The 18,137-nt window shown below is 60.2% G+C and carries 15 protein-coding genes; 4 read left to right on the top strand and 11 right to left on the bottom strand.

The features are described from left to right. Positions 1-10 precede the first annotated feature (10 nt). The 8 genes from ACOZK9_RS19155 to amaB all read right to left on the bottom strand — a co-directional run bounded on the left by ACOZK9_RS19155 (position 11) and on the right by amaB (position 9,891). Positions 11-775 carry an SDR family oxidoreductase gene (locus ACOZK9_RS19155; RefSeq protein ID WP_058411311.1) on the bottom strand — a complete coding sequence of 255 codons (765 nt, stop codon included), beginning with the start codon at positions 773-775 and terminating at the stop codon, positions 11-13. A gap of 775 nt (positions 776-1,550) precedes the next feature. Continuing rightward, positions 1,551-2,267 (bottom strand): ABC transporter ATP-binding protein, encoded by a 717-nt coding sequence (locus ACOZK9_RS19160; protein WP_152745908.1) that lies wholly within the window; start codon positions 2,265-2,267, stop codon positions 1,551-1,553. Then, complete coding sequence (locus ACOZK9_RS19165) at positions 2,264-3,139, bottom strand: ABC transporter ATP-binding protein (protein ID WP_058411313.1); 876 nt, start codon at positions 3,137-3,139, stop codon at positions 2,264-2,266. Before ACOZK9_RS19165 ends, ACOZK9_RS19160 begins: the two co-directional genes overlap by 4 nt. Next, positions 3,136-4,413: a high-affinity branched-chain amino acid ABC transporter permease LivM gene (gene livM / locus ACOZK9_RS19170; protein WP_058411314.1), complete on the bottom strand. Its 1,278-nt coding sequence runs from the start codon at positions 4,411-4,413 to the stop codon at positions 3,136-3,138. Before livM ends, ACOZK9_RS19165 begins: the two co-directional genes overlap by 4 nt. A 2-nt stretch (positions 4,414-4,415) precedes the next feature. Next, complete coding sequence (locus tag ACOZK9_RS19175; RefSeq protein WP_058411315.1) at positions 4,416-5,330, bottom strand: ABC transporter permease subunit; 915 nt, start codon at positions 5,328-5,330, stop codon at positions 4,416-4,418. A gap of 114 nt (positions 5,331-5,444) precedes the next feature. Further along, positions 5,445-6,581, bottom strand: coding sequence for a branched-chain amino acid ABC transporter substrate-binding protein (locus ACOZK9_RS19180; RefSeq protein ID WP_058411316.1), 1,137 nt, complete (start codon positions 6,579-6,581; stop codon positions 5,445-5,447). Between the two features lie 361 nt (positions 6,582-6,942). After that, entirely contained in the window at positions 6,943-8,226 is a 1,284-nt protein-coding gene (gene amaA, locus ACOZK9_RS19185; protein ID WP_421556351.1) for an L-pipecolate oxidase, read from the bottom strand. A gap of 174 nt (positions 8,227-8,400) precedes the next feature. Continuing rightward, the gene (gene amaB, locus ACOZK9_RS19190; protein WP_122249798.1) at positions 8,401-9,891 is read right to left on the bottom strand and encodes an L-piperidine-6-carboxylate dehydrogenase; all 1,491 of its coding nucleotides are present in this window, start codon (positions 9,889-9,891) and stop codon (positions 8,401-8,403) included. A gap of 154 nt (positions 9,892-10,045) precedes the next feature. On the opposite strand from amaB, the gene ACOZK9_RS19195 reads away from it, so the two are divergent. The 3 genes from ACOZK9_RS19195 (at position 10,046) to nadE (ending at position 13,354) form a co-directional block, all read left to right on the top strand. Beyond that, on the top strand, positions 10,046-10,939 hold the full coding sequence (locus ACOZK9_RS19195) for a LysR family transcriptional regulator (RefSeq protein ID WP_058411319.1): 894 nt from the start codon (positions 10,046-10,048) through the stop codon (positions 10,937-10,939). Between the two features lie 369 nt (positions 10,940-11,308). Next, positions 11,309-12,523: a nicotinate phosphoribosyltransferase gene (gene pncB, locus ACOZK9_RS19200; RefSeq protein WP_058411320.1), complete on the top strand. Its 1,215-nt coding sequence runs from the start codon at positions 11,309-11,311 to the stop codon at positions 12,521-12,523. A 3-nt stretch (positions 12,524-12,526) separates the two neighbouring features. Next, positions 12,527-13,354 carry an ammonia-dependent NAD(+) synthetase gene (nadE, locus tag ACOZK9_RS19205; RefSeq protein WP_058411321.1) on the top strand — a complete coding sequence of 276 codons (828 nt, stop codon included), beginning with the start codon at positions 12,527-12,529 and terminating at the stop codon, positions 13,352-13,354. Positions 13,355-13,599: 245 nt separating this feature from the next. On the opposite strand, the gene azu is transcribed toward nadE, so the two are convergent. After that, on the bottom strand, positions 13,600-14,046 hold the full coding sequence (gene azu / locus ACOZK9_RS19210) for an azurin (protein WP_058411322.1): 447 nt from the start codon (positions 14,044-14,046) through the stop codon (positions 13,600-13,602). A gap of 332 nt (positions 14,047-14,378) precedes the next feature. Between azu and ACOZK9_RS19215 the strand changes: the two genes are divergently transcribed. Further along, entirely contained in the window at positions 14,379-14,567 is a 189-nt protein-coding gene (locus ACOZK9_RS19215; protein ID WP_421556352.1) for a hypothetical protein, read from the top strand. 141 nt (positions 14,568-14,708) lie between these two features. On the opposite strand, the gene ACOZK9_RS19220 is transcribed toward ACOZK9_RS19215, so the two are convergent. Next, positions 14,709-15,599, bottom strand: coding sequence for a transglutaminase family protein (locus ACOZK9_RS19220; protein ID WP_421556353.1), 891 nt, complete (start codon positions 15,597-15,599; stop codon positions 14,709-14,711). After that, positions 15,599-18,085 (bottom strand): circularly permuted type 2 ATP-grasp protein, encoded by a 2,487-nt coding sequence (locus tag ACOZK9_RS19225; RefSeq protein ID WP_421556354.1) that lies wholly within the window; start codon positions 18,083-18,085, stop codon positions 15,599-15,601. Before ACOZK9_RS19225 ends, ACOZK9_RS19220 begins: the two co-directional genes overlap by 1 nt. Positions 18,086-18,137: the final 52 nt, after the last annotated feature.

The following is an 18,137-nucleotide window of genomic DNA, read 5'->3' on the forward strand; positions in this document are numbered from 1 at the left end:
GTCTAACGCCTTACTTGGCGCCACGCTCAATCGCAAACCCGGCCCAGGTCTGGCTCACCGGCATCAGCTCCAGGCGGTTGATGTTGACGTGCGCCGGGGTGTTCATCACCCAGAAGATGGTGTCGGCAATGTCTTGCGGCTGGATCGGCTCGGCGCCGGCGTAGGTTGCGTCGTAGCGCGACTGGTCACCGCCGAAACGCACCAGCGAGAACTCGCTCTCACACAGGCCTGGCTCAAGGTTGGTCACACGTACGCCGGTGCCTTGCAGGTCGCAGCGCAGGTTCAACGAGAACTGCTTAACGAATGCCTTGGAGCCGCCATACACGTGGCTGCCCGGGTACGGGTAGCTGCCGGCGATGGAACCGAGGTTGACGATACCGGCGCCACGCCCGTGGGCGATCAGGCGCGGCAGCAGCAAGCTGGTGGTGGTCAGCAGGCCTTTGATGTTGGTGTCGACCATGGTTTCCCAATCGTCGAGGCTGCACTTGGGGGCAGGGTCGGTGCCCACAGCCAGGCCGGCATTGTTGATCAGCCCGCGCAACGTGGCGAAGGCTGGCGGCAGGTTGGCGATGGCGTCTTCCATGCCCTTGCGGTCACGTACGTCGACGACCAGGCCGTGCACTTCGGTTTGCCTGGAAAGCTCTTCGACCAAGGCATTCAAGCGGTCGGCACGACGGCCGGTGAGCACCAGTTTCCAGCCGGCGTCGGCAAAACGACGGGCACAGGCTTCGCCGAAGCCTGAAGTTGCGCCAGTAATAAACAGCGTGTCGGACATGGTGTTCTCCTTGCGGGCATCGAGAAAAAATCAGCCAGCAGAATGCCCTTACGCGCTCGTTGCGGCAACCGCTAAGCGCACCACCTCGCGAATGCCTGATCAGTTTTTAACCAATACGCGAAACGCCTTATGAAACGTGGCCTGCAGCCATATACGCGCAGGTTATCCACAACTGCGCCCACAGTCTTTGGGGGCAAGTGCAAAAAGCTTCAGGCCGCTTTATACAAGGCCTGCAGGCGGTTTTAGAAAGTTTTTTGCTTGACCTGGGCCGGGGCGTATGTACGCGTGTGCACTGAAGGTCATTTAGAACGATGGCTCCAGGCCAGTCATTCCGGCCTCTGTGGAGGTCTTTCCAGAGTTTAGTCACAGACTTATCCACAGGCTGACTTTACATAAATCGGTCATATACCTGTGTCTTTAAACAGGTTGACAAACCCCTCGACAGGTCGCGAAAAAGCCGCTGATCATAAAACAACCACCGCGCTACAAGCCCCGTAATCAAAGGCTTTCAGCCAGCTACTCCCACGTTACCCACAGCCGGTTCCACAGCGAATGGGGACAAGTCAAAACTGTGACAAAACAGGCATTTGCGGCGGCTATATGTCGCGCTTTAGAGGGTGTGCGGATTTGTTTTCCACAATTTCCGGAACAGCACAAAAACAAATGTGGGAGGGGGCTTGCCCCCGATAGCTACTTGTCAGTCAGAACATCTGAAACTGACACACCGCTATCGGGGGCAAGCCCCCTCCCACAGAACTTTGCATGATCTTTTAGATCAGTGCCCGCCGAGGTAGGCGTTGCGCACTTCCTCGTTCACCAGCAGTTCCTTGCCGGTGCCGGTCAGGCGAATCTCGCCGTTGACCATCACATACGCCCGGTCCGACAAGCGCAGTGCATGGTTGGCGTTCTGCTCCACCAGAAAGATGGTCATCCCGGTGGCCGCCAACTCGCGCAGGGTGGCGAAAATCTGCTTCACCACAATCGGCGCCAGGCCCAGGCTCGGTTCGTCCAGCAGCAACAGTTTGGGGCGACTCATCAGCGCGCGCGCGATGGCGAGCATTTGCTGCTCACCGCCCGACATGGTCATCGCGCGCTGGGTGCGCCGCTCCTTGAGCCGTGGGAACAGCTCGAACATGCGCTGCATGTCCTCGGCGGCAAACTTGTCGCCAATCGGGATGGTGCCCATCAGCAGGTTTTCCTCGACGGTCATGTCGGGGAACACCCGCCGCCCTTCCGGCGACTGCGCAATGCCGTTGGAGGCGATGTAGTGCGACGACTTGTGGGTAATGTCGACGCCGTTGTAAAGAATGTGCCCCGACTCGGCCCGTGGCTGACCAAAGATCGACATCAGCAGCGTGGATTTACCCGCGCCGTTGGAGCCGATCAGGCTGACGGTTTCGCCTTCGTTGATGTGCAGCGAGACTTTTTTAAGCGCCTGGATCGGGCCGTAAAACACGTCCAGGTCTTTCAGTTCGAGGATAGGCCCGTTCATACCAGCTCCTCTTCATCGGCGCCCAGGTAGGCGGCGATCACTTTCGGGTCGTTGCGGATCGCGTCCGGGCCGCCTTCGGCGATCACGTTGCCGTGGTCAAGCACCACGATATGGTCGGAAATACTCATCACCATGCCCATGTCGTGTTCGATCAGCACCACCGTGAGGTCATGCTCATCGCGCAGCAGGCGAATCATCGCGCTGAGGGCTTCGGTTTCCTGAGGGTTGAGCCCCGCTGCCGGTTCGTCCAGGCAGATGATCTGCGGCCGCGTGCACATGGCGCGGGCGATTTCCAGGCGGCGCTGTTGGCCATAGGAAAGCTCACCGGCCAGGCGGTTGGCGCAGTCCACCAGGTCGACCACTTCCAACCAGTAAAACGCGTGGTCGAGGGCGTCGCTTTCGGCCTTGCGGTAGCCCTTGGTATTGAGGATGCCGGCCAGCATGTTGCGGTTGACCCACATGTGCTGGGCCACCAGCAGGTTTTCCAGCACCGACATTTCCTTGAACAGGCGAATGTTCTGGAATGTACGCGCCAGGCCTGCGCGGTTGACCAGGTGGGTGCCACCGAACATCTTGTAGTACACGCGGCTGAAGAAGCTTTTCGGCGACACGAAATCGACGGCCTTAAAGCGCTCGCCGAGCAACTGGATCACGTTGGTCTGCTTGCCACGTACGTTGAGTTCGATTTTGCCGCCGCTGGCTTTGTAAAAGCCGGTGAGGCAGTTGAACACGGTGGTTTTGCCGGCGCCGTTGGGGCCGATCAGGGCGAAAATCGAGTTGCGCTCGACCTTGAGGCTCACGTCGCTCAAGGCCTTGATGCCACCAAAATGCATCATCAGGTGTTCCACCGACAGCACGATTTCTTTGCTCATGGCGCCACCCCCTTGCGTGGTGTCACACCGGTGCGGCTGATGCGGATCAAGCCGCGTGGGCGCCAGATCATCATCACCACCATCAGCACGCCAAACAGCAGCACGCGGTATTCAGAGAAGCTGCGCAGCAGCTCCGGTGCGACGGTCAATACGAACGCCGCGATCACCACGCCCACCGTCGAGCCCATGCCGCCCAACACCACGATGGCGAGGATCAGCGCCGACTCGAAGAAGGTAAATGACGACGGGTTGACGAAACCCTGGTAACTGGCGAAAAACACCCCGGCCAAACCGGCCGTGGAGGCACCGATGGTGAACGCCGACAGTTTTACCAGTACGTGGTTGAGGCCCATCGAACGGCAGGCGATCTCGTCTTCACGCAAGGCTTCCCAGGCGCGGCCGACCGGCATGCGGGTCAGGCGATGCTTGATGTACAGCACAGCCAGCACCACGAGGAACAGCACGATGTAGATGAACATGAACTTGATGTTGGGGTTGTAATCGAGGCCGAAGAACTCGTGAAACGGAATGCCGCCGTCCTTCGCTTTGCGCCCGAATTCCAGGCCGAGGAAGGTCGGCGAAGGCACCGGCATGCCGTTCGGGCCGCCGGTAAACGACAGCCAGTTGTTCAGCACCAAGCGGATGATTTCACCAAAGCCCAGGGTCACGATGGCCAGGTAGTCACCGTGCATTCGCAGTACCGGGAAGCCAAGTATGCAGCCCGCCAGCGCCGCCGCGATGGCGGCCAACGGCAACACCGTCCAGAACCCAAGGCCGAGGTATTGGTAACCCAGCGCAAGGCCGTAGGCGCCAATCGCATAGAACGCCACGTAACCGAGGTCGAGCAAACCGGCCAGGCCCACCACAATGTTCAGGCCCAAGCCGAGCAACACGTAGATCAGCCCGAGGATCACCACGGTTAACAGGTACTTGTTGGCGAAGATCGGGAACACGATAGCAATCACGATCAGCGCCGGGATGATCCAGCGCAGGCGCGATTTGTAGTCCGGCGCCAGCACGTGCACGCCCGAGCCACTGCTTTCAAAGCCCTGCAGCACTTTCAGGCCCTTGGGGGTTTGCAGGAACAGGCTCATGGCGAAGCGGCCGACCATCACAATCGCAACCAGGGCAGCCACACGCGCAGGTTGCAGGTTAAAGCTGTAACCGTCGAGCACCACGCCGACAATTGGCCCGAATACGATCAGCGCTATCAGCCCGGCTAAGACCGTATCGACCACACTCTTCTTGATATCAATAGGTTTGGCAGCAGACATGTTTACACCTTAGCCACGAGCGGGCGACCCAGCAGGCCCTGAGGACGGAAAATCAGAATCACCACCAGCAGCGAGAAACTGAACACGTCTTTGTAGTCAGAGTTGATCATCCCCGCGAACAACGACTCGGAGATACCCAGGATAATCCCGCCCAACATGGCCCCAGGCAGGGAACCGATGCCGCCGAGTACCGCTGCGGTAAACGCCTTGATGCCGATGATGAAGCCTGCGTAAAAGTCGAACGTGCCGTAATTGAGGGTGATCAGCACACCGGCCAGCGCGGCCATGGCGGCGCCGATGACAAACACGTAGGAGATCACGCGGTCGGTGTTGATACCGAGGATCGACGCCATCTTGCGGTCTTGCTGGGTCGCGCGGCACATGCGGCCGAGCTTGGTGTACTTGATGATGTAGGTCAGCAGCCCCATGCCGAGAAACGCGGCCACCAGAATAAACACCTTGGTGTAGGTCAACTGCACGAAGCCGCTGCCAATATCGACACGCCAGGCGCCCGCCAGCAGGGTTGGAATACCTTGTTGCTTGGCGCCTTGGGCGATTTGCGCGTAGTTCTGCAGGATCAGCGAAATACCGATGGCGCTGATCAGCGGTGCCAATCGGGTGGAGTTGCGCAGCGGTTTGTAGGCGACACGTTCAATGACCCAGCCGTAAACGCCGGTGACAACCACCGTGAACACCAGGGTGCCGAGAATGAGCAGCGGGAAGGATTCGATGCCGAAGTAAGCCAGCAGTGCCAGACTGATCGCCGCCAGGTAAGCGGAAATCATATAAACCTCGCCGTGGGCGAAGTTGATCATGCCAATGATGCCATAGACCATTGTATAGCCGATGGCGATCAGGCCATAGACCGACCCGAGGGTCAGGCCATTGACCAGTTGCTGCAGGAAAATACCATCCATAACGCAATCTCACGCGGTGAGAGCCTGCACACCCGTGGGTGTGCGGCCCTTCTGGAGGAAAAAACAGAGATCGATCACAGCGCCACTCACACAGGGGTTATGTGGCGCTCAGGCTTACTTCTGCTTTTCCAGCTGGTGGTATTTGCCGTCTTTGTCCCACTGGTAAACCACGTAGTCGGAGATTTTCAGGTCACCCTTGGAATCCCAGGCTTTTTCACCCATCACGGTTTTCACCGGGTTAGCCTTGAGCCACTTGGCGGCGTCTTCGCCTTTGTTGTTCTTGGCGCCGTTGAAGCCGGCCGCAAGTGCCTGAACCGAGGCGTAGGCGTACAAGGTGTAGCCTTCAGGCTCGTAGCCGCTCTTCTTGAATTCTTCCACGACGGTTTTGCTGTCTGGCAGCAGGCGCGGGTCGGCGCCGAAAGTCATGTACACGCCATCCACGTACTGTTTGCCACCGGCGGTCGCGACCAGTTCGTCGGTAACCACGCCGTCATCCGACATGAACTTGACGTCTTTCAGGCCAGCTTCACGCAGTTGGCGAACCAACGGGCCGGCTTCCGGGTGCAGGCCGCCGAAGTAAACCACGTCAGCCCCTACGGAGCGGATCTTGGTGACCAGGGCGCTGAAGTCTTTCTCGCCACGGGTCAGGCCTTCTTCCAGCACCGGCTTGACGCCGCGCTTGGTCAACTGGGCTGAGGTGGCGTCAGCCAAGCCTTTGCCGTAGGTGTCTTTGTCGTTGATTACCGCAATTTTTTTGCCTTTGAGCACGTCGACGATGTAGTCACCGGCGACGATGCCTTGCTGGTCATCACGCCCGCACATGCGGAACACCGCCGACAGGCCGCGCTCGGTGACTGTCGGGTTGGTGGAGCCCGGGGTGATCATGATCACGCCCGCGTCGCTGTACACTTCAGAGGCTGGAATGGTGTTCGAGGAGCAGAAGTGGCCGACCACGCCGATCACCTTCTCCTGGTCGACCAGGCGGTTGGCCACGGCCACCGCTTGCTTGGGCTCACAGGCGTCATCGCCGGCGACCAGCTTGATCTGCTCGCCGTTGATGCCGCCTGCCTTGTTGATCACATCGGCTGCCGCTTGGGCACCTTTCATGTACTGCTCACCGAAAGCCGCGTTGGCGCCGGTCATCGGCCCCGCAACGCCAATCTTCACATCAGCTTGAACAAACGTAGAAACACCCAACGCCGCGGCAACGGCGAGGGCCAGAAAACCTTTCTTGTAAAACGTCTGGGACATGAGTGGTGCTCCGATATTTTTGATTATTGGCACAACGACTTGTGTTCAACCCTTCACTCAAAGCTCAGAGCAAGGCGCGTGCCATTACGTTTTTATTCTTCAAAAAGACACGGTGTCATTATTATTCAGGGCTCGGCACCTCCTTTTGGCTGCACGTGCAACCGCCTGGCTCGCGCAGGTGCAACCCAAGACTTAAAAAGGTATAACCCTGACAGGTCGCACCCGCGACCAGACGAATAAACGACAGCTCCTGCACGTGTAACAACGGGCGTAACGGAACTGCACATTTACAGTGCGTGATTGCTACAACTCGCACCAATACAGATGAGTAGCCTGCTAAGAAAAACCCGCCTTTCGCTGATCAGATAACGATCCGCAGGCATTGCCCGGCGTGATACAGCGAAAACCCAGCTTCATACAGGCAACTGCGCAGGCCTGGGCTGGCCAGCGGCTGCATCGGTGCAAAGGGAATCGGCAACGCCTGGGCATTCTGGTCACACACATAATCAGCGAATGCCTTGCCCACCACGCTGCCGGTGGTCACGCCACGCCCGTTATAGCCTGTAACCGCCAACAGGCCCGGTGCCGGTTCAAACAGGCGCATCAGGTGATCCGGGGTAAAGGCGATGCAGCCGGTCCAGGTGTATTCCCATTGCACCGCTTTGAGGTAGGGGAAGTAATGCTGCTGCACCCTATCGGCCCACGCCTTGAGGAACCACGCCGGTTTTTGGTTACCGTTGCCCAAACTGCCGAGCAACAGGCGGCCATCGGCATCGCGGCGGATGCTGCTGAGTACTTGGCGCGTGTCCCATGAGCCCTGCCCGCCGGGAAGCACCTGTTGGGCGGCGTCGCCGGTCAGCGGCGCCGAGGCGACCTGATAGTAATAACCGGGGAAAAAATTGCGCCGCAGTTCGGTCCATTCGCCTTCGGTGTAGGCGTTTGAGGCGATCACCACGTGCGCCGCCTGCACCGAACCTTGCGCGGTTTGCACCGACCAGAGTGAACCCTGGCGTTCAAGCTGGGTGACCGGGGAATGGTCGAACAGTTGCCCGCCAAGACCGGCGGCAGCACTCGCCAAACCACAGGTGTAGGCCATCGGGTTCAAGGTGCCGGCGCGCCGGTCGAGCAAGGCGGCGGCGATCTTTTGGGTGCCGGTGGCTTGCTCGCAGGCTTGGCCGGTGAGCAATTCAACCGGCGCGCCACGGCGCTTCCATTGTGCTTCACGGCTGCGTAAATCCGCCTCGCCACGCGCGTTGTGCGCCATGTGCAAGGTGCCCTCGCGGCGCAATTGGCAATCGATGCTGTATTTGTCGATCAGGCTGAACACCAAAGACGGTGCCGCACCCAGCATGCGGTTGAGCTGGCTGCCGACCACTTCGCCGAAACCGGCCTCGATCTCGTCCGGGGGAATCCACAGGCCCGCGTTAACCAGCCCGACGTTGCGCCCCGAACCGCCATGCCCGGTGCGATGCGCTTCAAGCACGGCGACGCTTTTGCCCTGCTCAAGCAAATGAATCGCCGCCGAGAGGCCGGTGATGCCGGCGCCGATCACGCACACATCAACCTTCACCTCGCCGTTAAGCGCAGCACGGTCCGGGCGGCCGGGGGTGAGTTGTTCCCACAAACATGCTTCGCGTAAGCGCATTGCCAGACTCCGCAGAGGACCCAACAAACAACTGTTATTGTTAATGACCAACCCGATCAACTGTGGGAGGGGGCTGGCTCCCGATGGCGGTGTGTCAGTTGTATCTCTGTTGACTGGCACACCGCAATCGGGAGCAAGCCCCCTCTCACATTGACCTCAGTAACCTCAGCAACCTCAGTCGAAGGTAATGCCCTGCGCCAAGGGTAATTCCAGCGAGTAGTTCACGGTATTGGTCTGGCGACGCATGTACCCGCGCCACGCGTCCGAACCCGACTCGCGCCCGCCACCGGTCTCTTTCTCACCGCCGAACGCACCACCGATTTCCGCGCCGCTCGGGCCGATGTTGACGTTGGCGATGCCGCAGTCACTGCCCACCGCCGACATGAACTGCTCCGCCTCGCGCACATCCGTGGTGAAGATGCACGACGACAGGCCTTGCGGCACGGCATTGTTCAGGCGCAGCGCTTCGCTGAAGTCGGTGTAGCCGATCACATACAAAATCGGCGCGAAGGTTTCCGTGCACACCACCTCGCTTTGCTCGGGCATTTCCACAATCGCTGGCGATACGTAGTAGGCGTTCGGGAATTTATCTGCCAACTGACGCTTGCCGCCGAACACCTTGCCACCTTCGCTCAACGCTTGTTCCAGGGCGTCCTGCATAGTCTCGAAGCCGTGCTTGTCGATCAGCGGGCCGACCAGATTGCCTTCCAGCGGGTGGCCAATGCGCACTTTGGCGTACGCAGCTTTCAGCCGGGTGAGGATTTCATCCTTGACCGACGCGTGCGCGATCAACCGGCGCAGGCTGGTGCAACGCTGGCCGGCGGTGCCGACGGCGCTGAACAGGATGGCGCGCACGGCCATGTCCAAATCAGCGCTGGGGCCGAGGATCATCGCGTTGTTGCCGCCCAGCTCCAGAATGCTGCGGGCAAAACGTGCGGCCACTTTGGGCGCCACTTCGCGGCCCATGCGGGTGCTGCCGGTGGCGCTGATCAGGGCCACACGCGGGTCATCTACGAGTGCTGCGCCAGCGTCACGGCCGCCGATGACCACTTGGCTGAGGTACTCGGGCGCGTCCTTGAAGTTTTTCAACACACGCTCGAACAGCGCCTGGCAGGCCAGCGCGGTGAGTGGGGTTTTTTCCGACGGTTTCCAGATGACCGCGTTGCCGCAGACCAGCGCCAGCGTGGTGTTCCACGCCCACACCGCGACCGGAAAGTTGAACGCGCTGATCACGCCGACCACGCCCAGTGGGTGCCAGGTTTCACGCATATGGTGGCCAGGGCGTTCGGAGGCGATGGTCAAGCCGTACAACTGACGGGACAGGCCGACGGCGAAGTCGCAGATGTCGATCATTTCCTGCACTTCACCCAAGCCTTCCTGAGTGATCTTGCCGGCTTCCCACGACACCAATTCGCCCAGGTCGGCCTTATATTCGCGTAGCACGTCGCCGAGCTGACGCACCAACTCGCCGCGTCGCGGAGCCGGCACCTTGCGCCAAGCGTCGAATGCATGCTCGGCGCGACTGACCTGCTGCTCCACCTCGGCGGCACCTTCCCAGTGCACGTTGCCGATCACGCTGCCATCAATCGGCGAATGCACAGGGTGTTTACCCGACTGGTACAGCGCCGGGTCAATCCCGAGACGGTCAAGCAATGCGGCAACCATGGGTCACTCCTTCAATCTATACAGAAAAAATTGCGCCGCGGCCCACACGACGATCCGTGGGTTTATTTTTAGCTGGCAGAAGACGTGCCAACAAACGACGATTAGGCGAGATATCATTCCGTTTATTCATGCAAAGAATAAAAAGAGGCATGCCGTGCTCAACCGAAGACATTTGCCCTCAATCACCGCCCTGCAGTGTTTCGAGGCCGCCAGCCGCCACCTGAGCTTCACACGCGCCGCCGAGGAACTGAACCTCACGCAAAGCGCCGTGAGCAAGCAAGTGGCGCAGTTGGAAGAATTGCTACAACACCTGCTGTTTCGCCGGGTGCGCCGCCGCTTGCAGATGACCCCGGCGGGCGATTTGTACCTGGTGGAAGTGCGCAAAATTCTTACGCAGGTCGAGATGTCCACGCATTACCTGCGCTCCTATGGCGGCGAGACCGAAGTGCTGCGCGTGTCCACGCCCTACACCTTCGGCGCACGCTGGCTGGTGCCGCGCCTCAAGGGCTGGCGCTTGCGGCACCCGCACATCCACCTCGACCTGTGCAATGAACAGGCACCCGATGAGCTGCTGCAAGGCAAGGCCGACATGGCCTTCTACTTCGGCCAGGGCTCACGGCCTGGCACCGAAAGCCTGAAACTGTTCAGCGAAGAACTGGTGCCGGTGTGTGCGCCCGAGAGCCTGCCCGCGCAGCCGTTCAGCGACCCCACGCAATTGAGCGAACTGGTGCTGCTGCAAAACGCCTCACGACCACAGGGTTGGCATGACTGGTTCGCCAGCCAGGGTTTGCACACCGAGCACAGCTACCATGGGCCGCGATTCGACACCGTCTATATGTGCATCCGTGCGGCGCAAGTGGGCTGCGGCGTGGCGTTGCTGCCAAGGTTTCTGGTGGAAGAGGAACTGGCCGAGGGTAAGCTGGTGATTCCCTGGCAGCATGCGTTGCCGAGCCAGGATGCGTATTACCTGGCCTACCCCGAGCATTCGGCGGAAGTGCCCAAGGTGCGCGATTTTGTGAGGTGGATGATGGAGCAGGTTATTGAGTGACTGAACTACCGTCATCGGGAGCAAGCCCCCTCCCACAGTTTGAATGTGTTCACAAACCAAAATGTGAGAGGGGGCTTGCTCCCACAGTTTGAATGTGTTCACAAACCAAAATGTGGGAGGGAGCTGCTCCCACAGTTTGAATGTGTTCACAAACCAAAATGTGGGAGGGGGCTTGCTCCCACAGTTTGAATGTGTTCACAAACCAAAATGTGGGAGGGGGCTTGCTCCCGATGGCTTCAGTGGCTGCAGCAAAAATCCCAAAATAAAAAATCGCTGGCAAAACCCCACAGGTCTATGCGCCACTAGCGCCATTCCTTAATTGTGCGTAAAGGTCGGCGCCCATCGCCGACCCGTCTGGAGATTCCCGTTATGAGCGAGAGTGTGTTTGCCGATCGCATCGTGCAGAACCTGCTCGACACCGACTTCTACAAGCTGACCATGATGCAGGCGGTGCTGCACAACTACCCGAACGTGGAAGTTGAATGGGAGTTTCGTTGCCGCAACAGTGAGGACCTGCGCCCGTACCTGGCGGAGATCCGCTACCAGATCGAGCGCCTTGCCGAGCTGAGCCTGAGCCCGGACCAACTGAATTTCCTCGAACGCATCAGCTTTATGAAGCCGGATTTTCTGCGCTTCCTCGGGCTGTTTCGCTTCAACCTGCGTTATGTGCAAACCGGCATCGAAAACGGCGAGCTGTTTATCCGCCTGCGCGGGCCGTGGCTGCATGTGATCCTGTTTGAAGTGCCGATGCTGGCCATCGTCAGCGAAGTGCGTAACCGCTACCGCTACCAAACCGTGATCCTTGAACAAGCTCGCGAGCAGTTGTATCGCAAGTTTGACTGGCTGACCGCAAACGCCAGTAGCGATGAGCTCTCGGAGCTGCAAGTGGCCGATTTCGGCACGCGCCGGCGCTTCTCGTACCGGGTTCAGGAAGAGGTGGTGAGCGTGCTCAAGCACGACTTCCCCGGGCGCTTTGTCGGCACCAGCAACGTGCACCTGGCCCGCGAGTTCGATATGAAGCCGCTGGGTACCATGGCGCATGAATGGATCATGGCCCACCAGCAACTTGGCCCGCGCCTGATCGACAGCCAAATCGCCGCCCTCGATTGCTGGGTGCGCGAATACCGTGGCCTGCTGGGCATCGCCCTGACCGATTGCATCACCACCGACGCCTTTTTGGGCGACTTCGATTTGTACTTCGCCAAGCTGTTCGACGGCCTGCGCCACGACTCCGGTGACCCGATACAGTGGGCCGAAAAAGCCATCGCGCACTACCACAAGCTGGGCATCGAGCCGATGAGCAAGACCTTGGTGTTCTCCGACAGCCTGTCGCTGCCCAAGGCCCTGGAGATTTTCCGCGCGCTGCGTGGTCGGATCAATGTGAGTTTCGGCATCGGCACCAACCTGACCTGTGACATTCCAGGTGTTGAACCGATGAGCATCGTGCTTAAAATGACGGCCTGCAATGGCCAGCCGGTGGCGAAAATCTCCGATGAGGCGGGCAAGACCCATTGCACCGACCCGAATTTCGTCGCCTATTTGCGCCACGTTTTTAAAGTACCTGCCCTTTCCAGCAAGGAGTGAATCATGCAAGCCGTACAGCGTGAGATTGCGCAGCAGCTCAAGGTGCAAGCACCGTTCAACGACCAGGCGGACCTTGAGGCTGAGGTTGCTCGCCGCGTGGCCTTTATTCAGGACTGCCTGCGTAATTCCGGGCTCAAGACCTTGGTGCTGGGCATCAGCGGCGGCGTCGACTCGCTGACCGCAGGCCTGCTGGCGCAACGTGCAATGCAAGAATTGCGCGCCAGTACCGGCGATGAGGCCTACCGTTTTATCGCCGTGCGTTTGCCCTATCAAACCCAGCTCGATGAAATTGATGCCCAGGCGTCGGTGGATTTTATCGAGCCGGACGAGCGCCACACCGTGAACATCGGCCCAGCGGTGAAAGCCCTGGCCAATGAAGTGTCGGCGTTTGAGGGCAAGGCGGCGGTGTCGCGTGATTTTGTGCTGGGCAATACCAAGGCGCGCATGCGCATGGTGGCGCAGTACACCATCGCAGGGGCTGCCGGTGGTTTGGTGGTTGGCACTGACCATGCGGCGGAAGCCGTGATGGGCTTTTTCACCAAGTTCGGTGATGGCGCCTGTGACCTTGCGCCCTTGAGCGGTTTGGTGAAAAACCAGGTGCGCTCGATTGCCCGACACTTTGGTGCGCCGGAATCGCTGGTAGAAAAAGTGCCGACAGCGGACCTGGAAGACCTGTCACCGGGCAAGCCCGACGAAGCCTCGCATGGCGTGACCTACGCCGAGATCGATGCCTTCTTGCACGGTCAGCCAGTGCGCGAGGAAGCGTTCAGGATTATTTGTGAGACTTACCGCAAGACCGAGCACAAGCGACTGATGCCGTTCGCCCCCTGAGCTGAGCAAGGTGACGGGTAGATTGCTATCGGGAGCAAGCCCCCTCCCACATTTGGCCCGGCTCCCCTGCAGGAATGCGGTCAAAATGTGGGAGCAAGCCCCCCCCCCAACAGGTGGCCCGGTTCCCCTGCAGGAATGCGGTCAAAATGTGGGAGCAAGCCCCTCCCACAGGTGGCCCGGTTCCCCTGCAGGAATACGGTCAAAATGTGGGAGCGGGCTTGCTCGCGATGAACGATAACGCGGTCTTACTTAACGGTCACCGTGCCTTTCATCATCGAGATGTGCCCCGGGAACGAGCAGAAGAACGCGTAATCCGTACCGGCAACCAGCTTCGACACATCAAAGGTCACGGAATCTTTCTCACCCGCGCCAATGATTTTAGTGTGCGCAATGATGCGGCTGTCGCCGTCTTTCAGGTAGCTTTTGTCGATACCCGCAGCCATACCGTCGCTGGCGATGCCAGGCATGTCGGCGGCGCTGCTCAGCACCCAGTTATGGCCCATGACGTTCTTCGGCAAGCTGCCGGAATGAGTCAACTCAACGGTGAACGTCTTGCAGCTTTTGTCGATTTCAATGGCCTTGGTGTTAAAGGACATTTGGTCGGTGGAGTCGACGGTGACCGTGCACTCTGCGGCAAGCAACTGGCCGCTCGCCAGAGTCAGCAGGGAAACAGCAACGAGTTTGGCAAACATGTGAATCTCCAAGGCAGGGTTTAAAATAACGTAGTGTGATGAGGTTGCCTCAAGCAGGCTTGAATTCTTATGATCTGTATCAACAGATTGTATACAACTTTAGGCTATCAGACTGATCAACACAATCTACCAGCCAACCTTCGGCGACCCGCTTATGATCAGCGCGTCACCCACCGGAGCGTCTGCCATGCACCTTAACCATCTGTTCAACGGCCTGCTGGCTGCCTACGCGTGCGGTAAGTGAGGCCCAAGTGCGTTGCTAAGCTGCTACCATAGCGACCCAAGGCAGCTGCGCGCCGCCCACCCTCACCTTCGACCCTAGAGGATCGCCCATGGCCAAACCTAATTACTCCTTCGCCAAACGTCAGAGAGACTTGGCCAAGGAACAGAAGAAAGAGGAAAAACTGCAACGCAAAAAAGCCGCTGTGGATGAAGAAACCGGCGCACTGAACCCGGATGCAGAAGGTAAAGGTGAAGTGGCATCTGACGACACCGAAACACCGAAAACCCCGGCCGAATAATTTGAGGGTTCCTACGCCCTGTGGGAATGCCGCCGCGCACGCGTCGCGTCACGGCGCACAGTAAGGCTCGAAGCCTGCGCATTAGTGGCGCAGAGCGTCACAGCAGGCATTCCCACGCAGCGCGTGGGAACGATCCTTGCGTTACTCCAGTGGCATCACCGTTACCCGCACTTCCGGGTCGTGGTTGCCGCCTCCCAGAATCACCCCGCGCAATGGCGAAACATCCGAGAAGTCCCGGCCCCAGGCCAGGGTGATGTGTTCGAGTGCGGGCTGCACATTGTTGGTCGGGTCAAAATCCACCCAGCCCGACACCGGGCAATACACCGAGACCCACGCGTGGGACGCATCGGCACCGATCAGCCGTGGCTGGCCGGGCGGTGGCTGGGTTAGCAAGTAACCACTGATATAGCGTGCCGCCAGGCCGCGCGAACGCACACACGCGAGCATCAGGTGGGCGAAGTCCTGGCACACGCCGCGTCGGCGCTCCAGCACTTCCACCAGGGGCGTGGCGACTTGGGTGGCTTCGGCATCGAAGGTGAATTCGCTGAAAATTTTCTGCATCAATGCCTGTACGCCCAGCAACAGCGGCGCGCCGGGTGGAAAACAACTTTCGGAGAATTCGACGAAGATTTGTTTCAGGTGCACGTAGGGCGATTCGAAGCGATAGCGGCACGCTTCGATCAGCTCTGCCGAGAGTGGCTGGCTACTGTAGGCGAGGCTGTCGCGCGTCTGGTCCCAAGGCGGTGACTGGCGAAAATCCAGGGCAGTCCGCGCCAGCACTTCGACGGTCAGCCCGGCGTTTACCAACAATTCATCATGCGGCCGCTCGAACGCCAGGCGGGTGATCGGGTTGCCGAACACATCCAGTTCATCACGCCGCGAAGACGGCTGCGGGCTGATCTCCAACTGCTGCGACGTGCACCGCTGCCAGGCGCAGGGCCTTGGCCACAGGTGCGCCAGTTGCTGCGCCAGCGACACCGGGCTGTCGTAGTGGTAATGGGTGTCGTGGAAAATCTGGTAACGCGCACTCATCACAGCGACACCGTTTGCTGGCTGACATCATCCACATGGGCAAAGTGGCGCAACGCCAGGCGATCCGAAACTTGCCCACTCTCATTGGCGACCGCTTGCAGCAGGTCAGCCAGGCCATCCAGCGCGGCACGCACGCTGGGCTCGCCAAACAGCGAGTTCTCCAGGCAGCTCAGGTCGAAGCGCGCCAAACGCTCCACCAACGGTGCCAGGCCGGTTTCCCGCGGCACAGCAAAGTCATCGTTGAGGCGACGCAGGGTGCGGCTCACCAGTTTCAACTGGAACAGCACCGCGTGCGGGTTCTGCTCATCCAGCAACAACAAGTCGAGCACTGGAATCAACTGCGGCACGGCCAGGTAACGCGAGCGATAGGTGATGCTGCTGTTGCCCAGCTCAAGCAACCACTCAAGCCCGGCCTGATCAAACACGGCCACGCCACGCAGGAACGCCGCGAGGCTGCTGCTGAGAAACTGCAGGCGCTCGATACGCCGGCCCATCATCAAAAAGCGCCAGCCTTCGTCACGGGTCATGTCGTCGAGGGCAAACCCGGACAGCGCAGCCAGGGACATCACCAAGCGGTTGAGAAAATCCAGCAGCTCGCCGAAGTCGGCGGTTTCGCGTTCCAGCTCCAGGGCTTCGCGTTGCAGCTCGACCAACGCCTGCCAGTTTTCGCGGGATAACTTGCCACGTACCTGCGACGCCGCCCATTGCAAACGTTGCAGGTTGGCGCGCAGGCTCGACGGCCAGTCATCCCCCAGCAAGGCGGCGAGCAGGCGCTCGGGTAACTCGCCTTCCTCGGGCAGCAAGCGCAGGTTTTCACCCAGTTCGACAGCGGCCTGCAACGCCAGCGGGTCGTCACCGTCGACATACCGCGCCAGCACGATGCGCAGCCAGCGCGCGCTGTCATCGCAGCGCTCGCAGTAACGGCCAAACCAAAACAGGTTCTCGACCACGCGCGACGGCAGGTACGGGTCGCGGCGCACCAGGTCATGCGCGCCAATCGGCCGCTGCGCGCGCCACTGCTCACCGGCGGCTGCGCGCTCGCCGAGCACCCACGTGTCTTTGCTGGCGCCGCCGCGTTGCATCGACACCACTTCGGCATCCGCCTCGGCCGCCACGCGGGTCAAGCCGCCGGGCAGCACGCGGTAGCCCTGGTCACTGGCCACCGCGTACACCCGCATGCCGATGGCGCGGTGTTGCAAATGGTCATCGACGGTGTGCCACACCGGCGCCTGCGACAATTGCGCCAGCTCTTGGGCAACATACGCATAAGGCCGCGCGCGCATGCGCTCGGCCAGCGCCTGACGCTGTTCATGGTTCAAGTCACGGCCGAATACCGGCGTAAAACTTTGCGACGAAAAGGCCGGTTTGATCAGCAACTCAGGCAGCTTTTCCAAGGCCTCGGCCAGCACCGGCGCCTCGCCACACCACCAGGTTGCGATCGACGGCAGAATCAAATCTTCGCCGAACAGGAACTGGTTGATCTTCGGCAAAAAGCCGAGTAACCCGGGCGACTCCAGCACGCCACTGCCTAAGGCATTCGCCACCAGCACATTGCCTTGGCGCACCGCATCGAGCAGGCCCGGCACGCCGAGGGCAGAGTCGGTGCGCAGCTCCAGCGGGTCGCAAAAATCGTCGTCCAGGCGTCGCATGATCGCGTGCACGCGGCGCAAACCACTGAGGGTTTTGAGGAACACGGTGCTGTCGCGCACGGTCAGGTCGCCGCCTTCGACCAACGGGTAACCGAGCTGGCGCGCGAGGTACAGGTGTTCAAAATAGCTTTCGTTGAAACGCCCCGGCGTGAGCAGCACGATCAGCGGCGGCTGGTCGTCGCCGGGCGCCTGACGGGCAAGGGTTTCCTGCAGCGTGCGGAAGAACCCGGTGAGGTGCTGCACCTGCAAATCGCGGTACAAATCCGGGAACGCGCGCGACACGATGGTGCGGTTTTCCAGCGCATAACCGGCGCCCGACGGCGCCTGAGTACGGTCGGCGGTGACCCACCAGCGGCCATCCGGCGTGCGCGCAAGGTCCACCGCATACAGGTGCAGAAACGCACCGTCAGGCGGCTGAATACCCTGGCATGGCCACAAAAAATTGTTATGCCCGAACACCAATTCAGCTGGCAGCAAACCCGCTTTGATCAAGCGCTGTGGGCCATACAGGTCGGCCAATACCGCGTTCAGCAGGCGCGCACGCTGGGCGATGCCCGCCGACAGGTGCTGCCACTCTTCAAAGGCCAGCACGTGCGGCAGCAAATCCAGCTCCCACGGGCGGTCGGCGCCTTTGGGGTCGGCGTAGACGTTGTAGGTCACGCCGTTTTCCTGAATCTGCCGGGTCAGCAGCGCCTGGCGTTGGGCCAACTGCGCGGGTGTGCTGCGTTGCAGGTGATCAAGCAAGCGCTGCCAATGAGCACGCACCGCGCCGCTGTCGTCCAGCAATTCGTGATAAGTGCCCGCGGTCAGCGGGTATTGGTCGAGCAAGTCGGGCATGGAACGCTCGGCGGGGGCAAAGGGGCTCAGTGTAATTCAAATTCACTGCAAT

It is taken from the genome of Pseudomonas kitaguniensis (assembly GCF_049199985.1).
Lineage (GTDB): Bacteria > Pseudomonadota > Gammaproteobacteria > Pseudomonadales > Pseudomonadaceae > Aquipseudomonas > Aquipseudomonas kitaguniensis.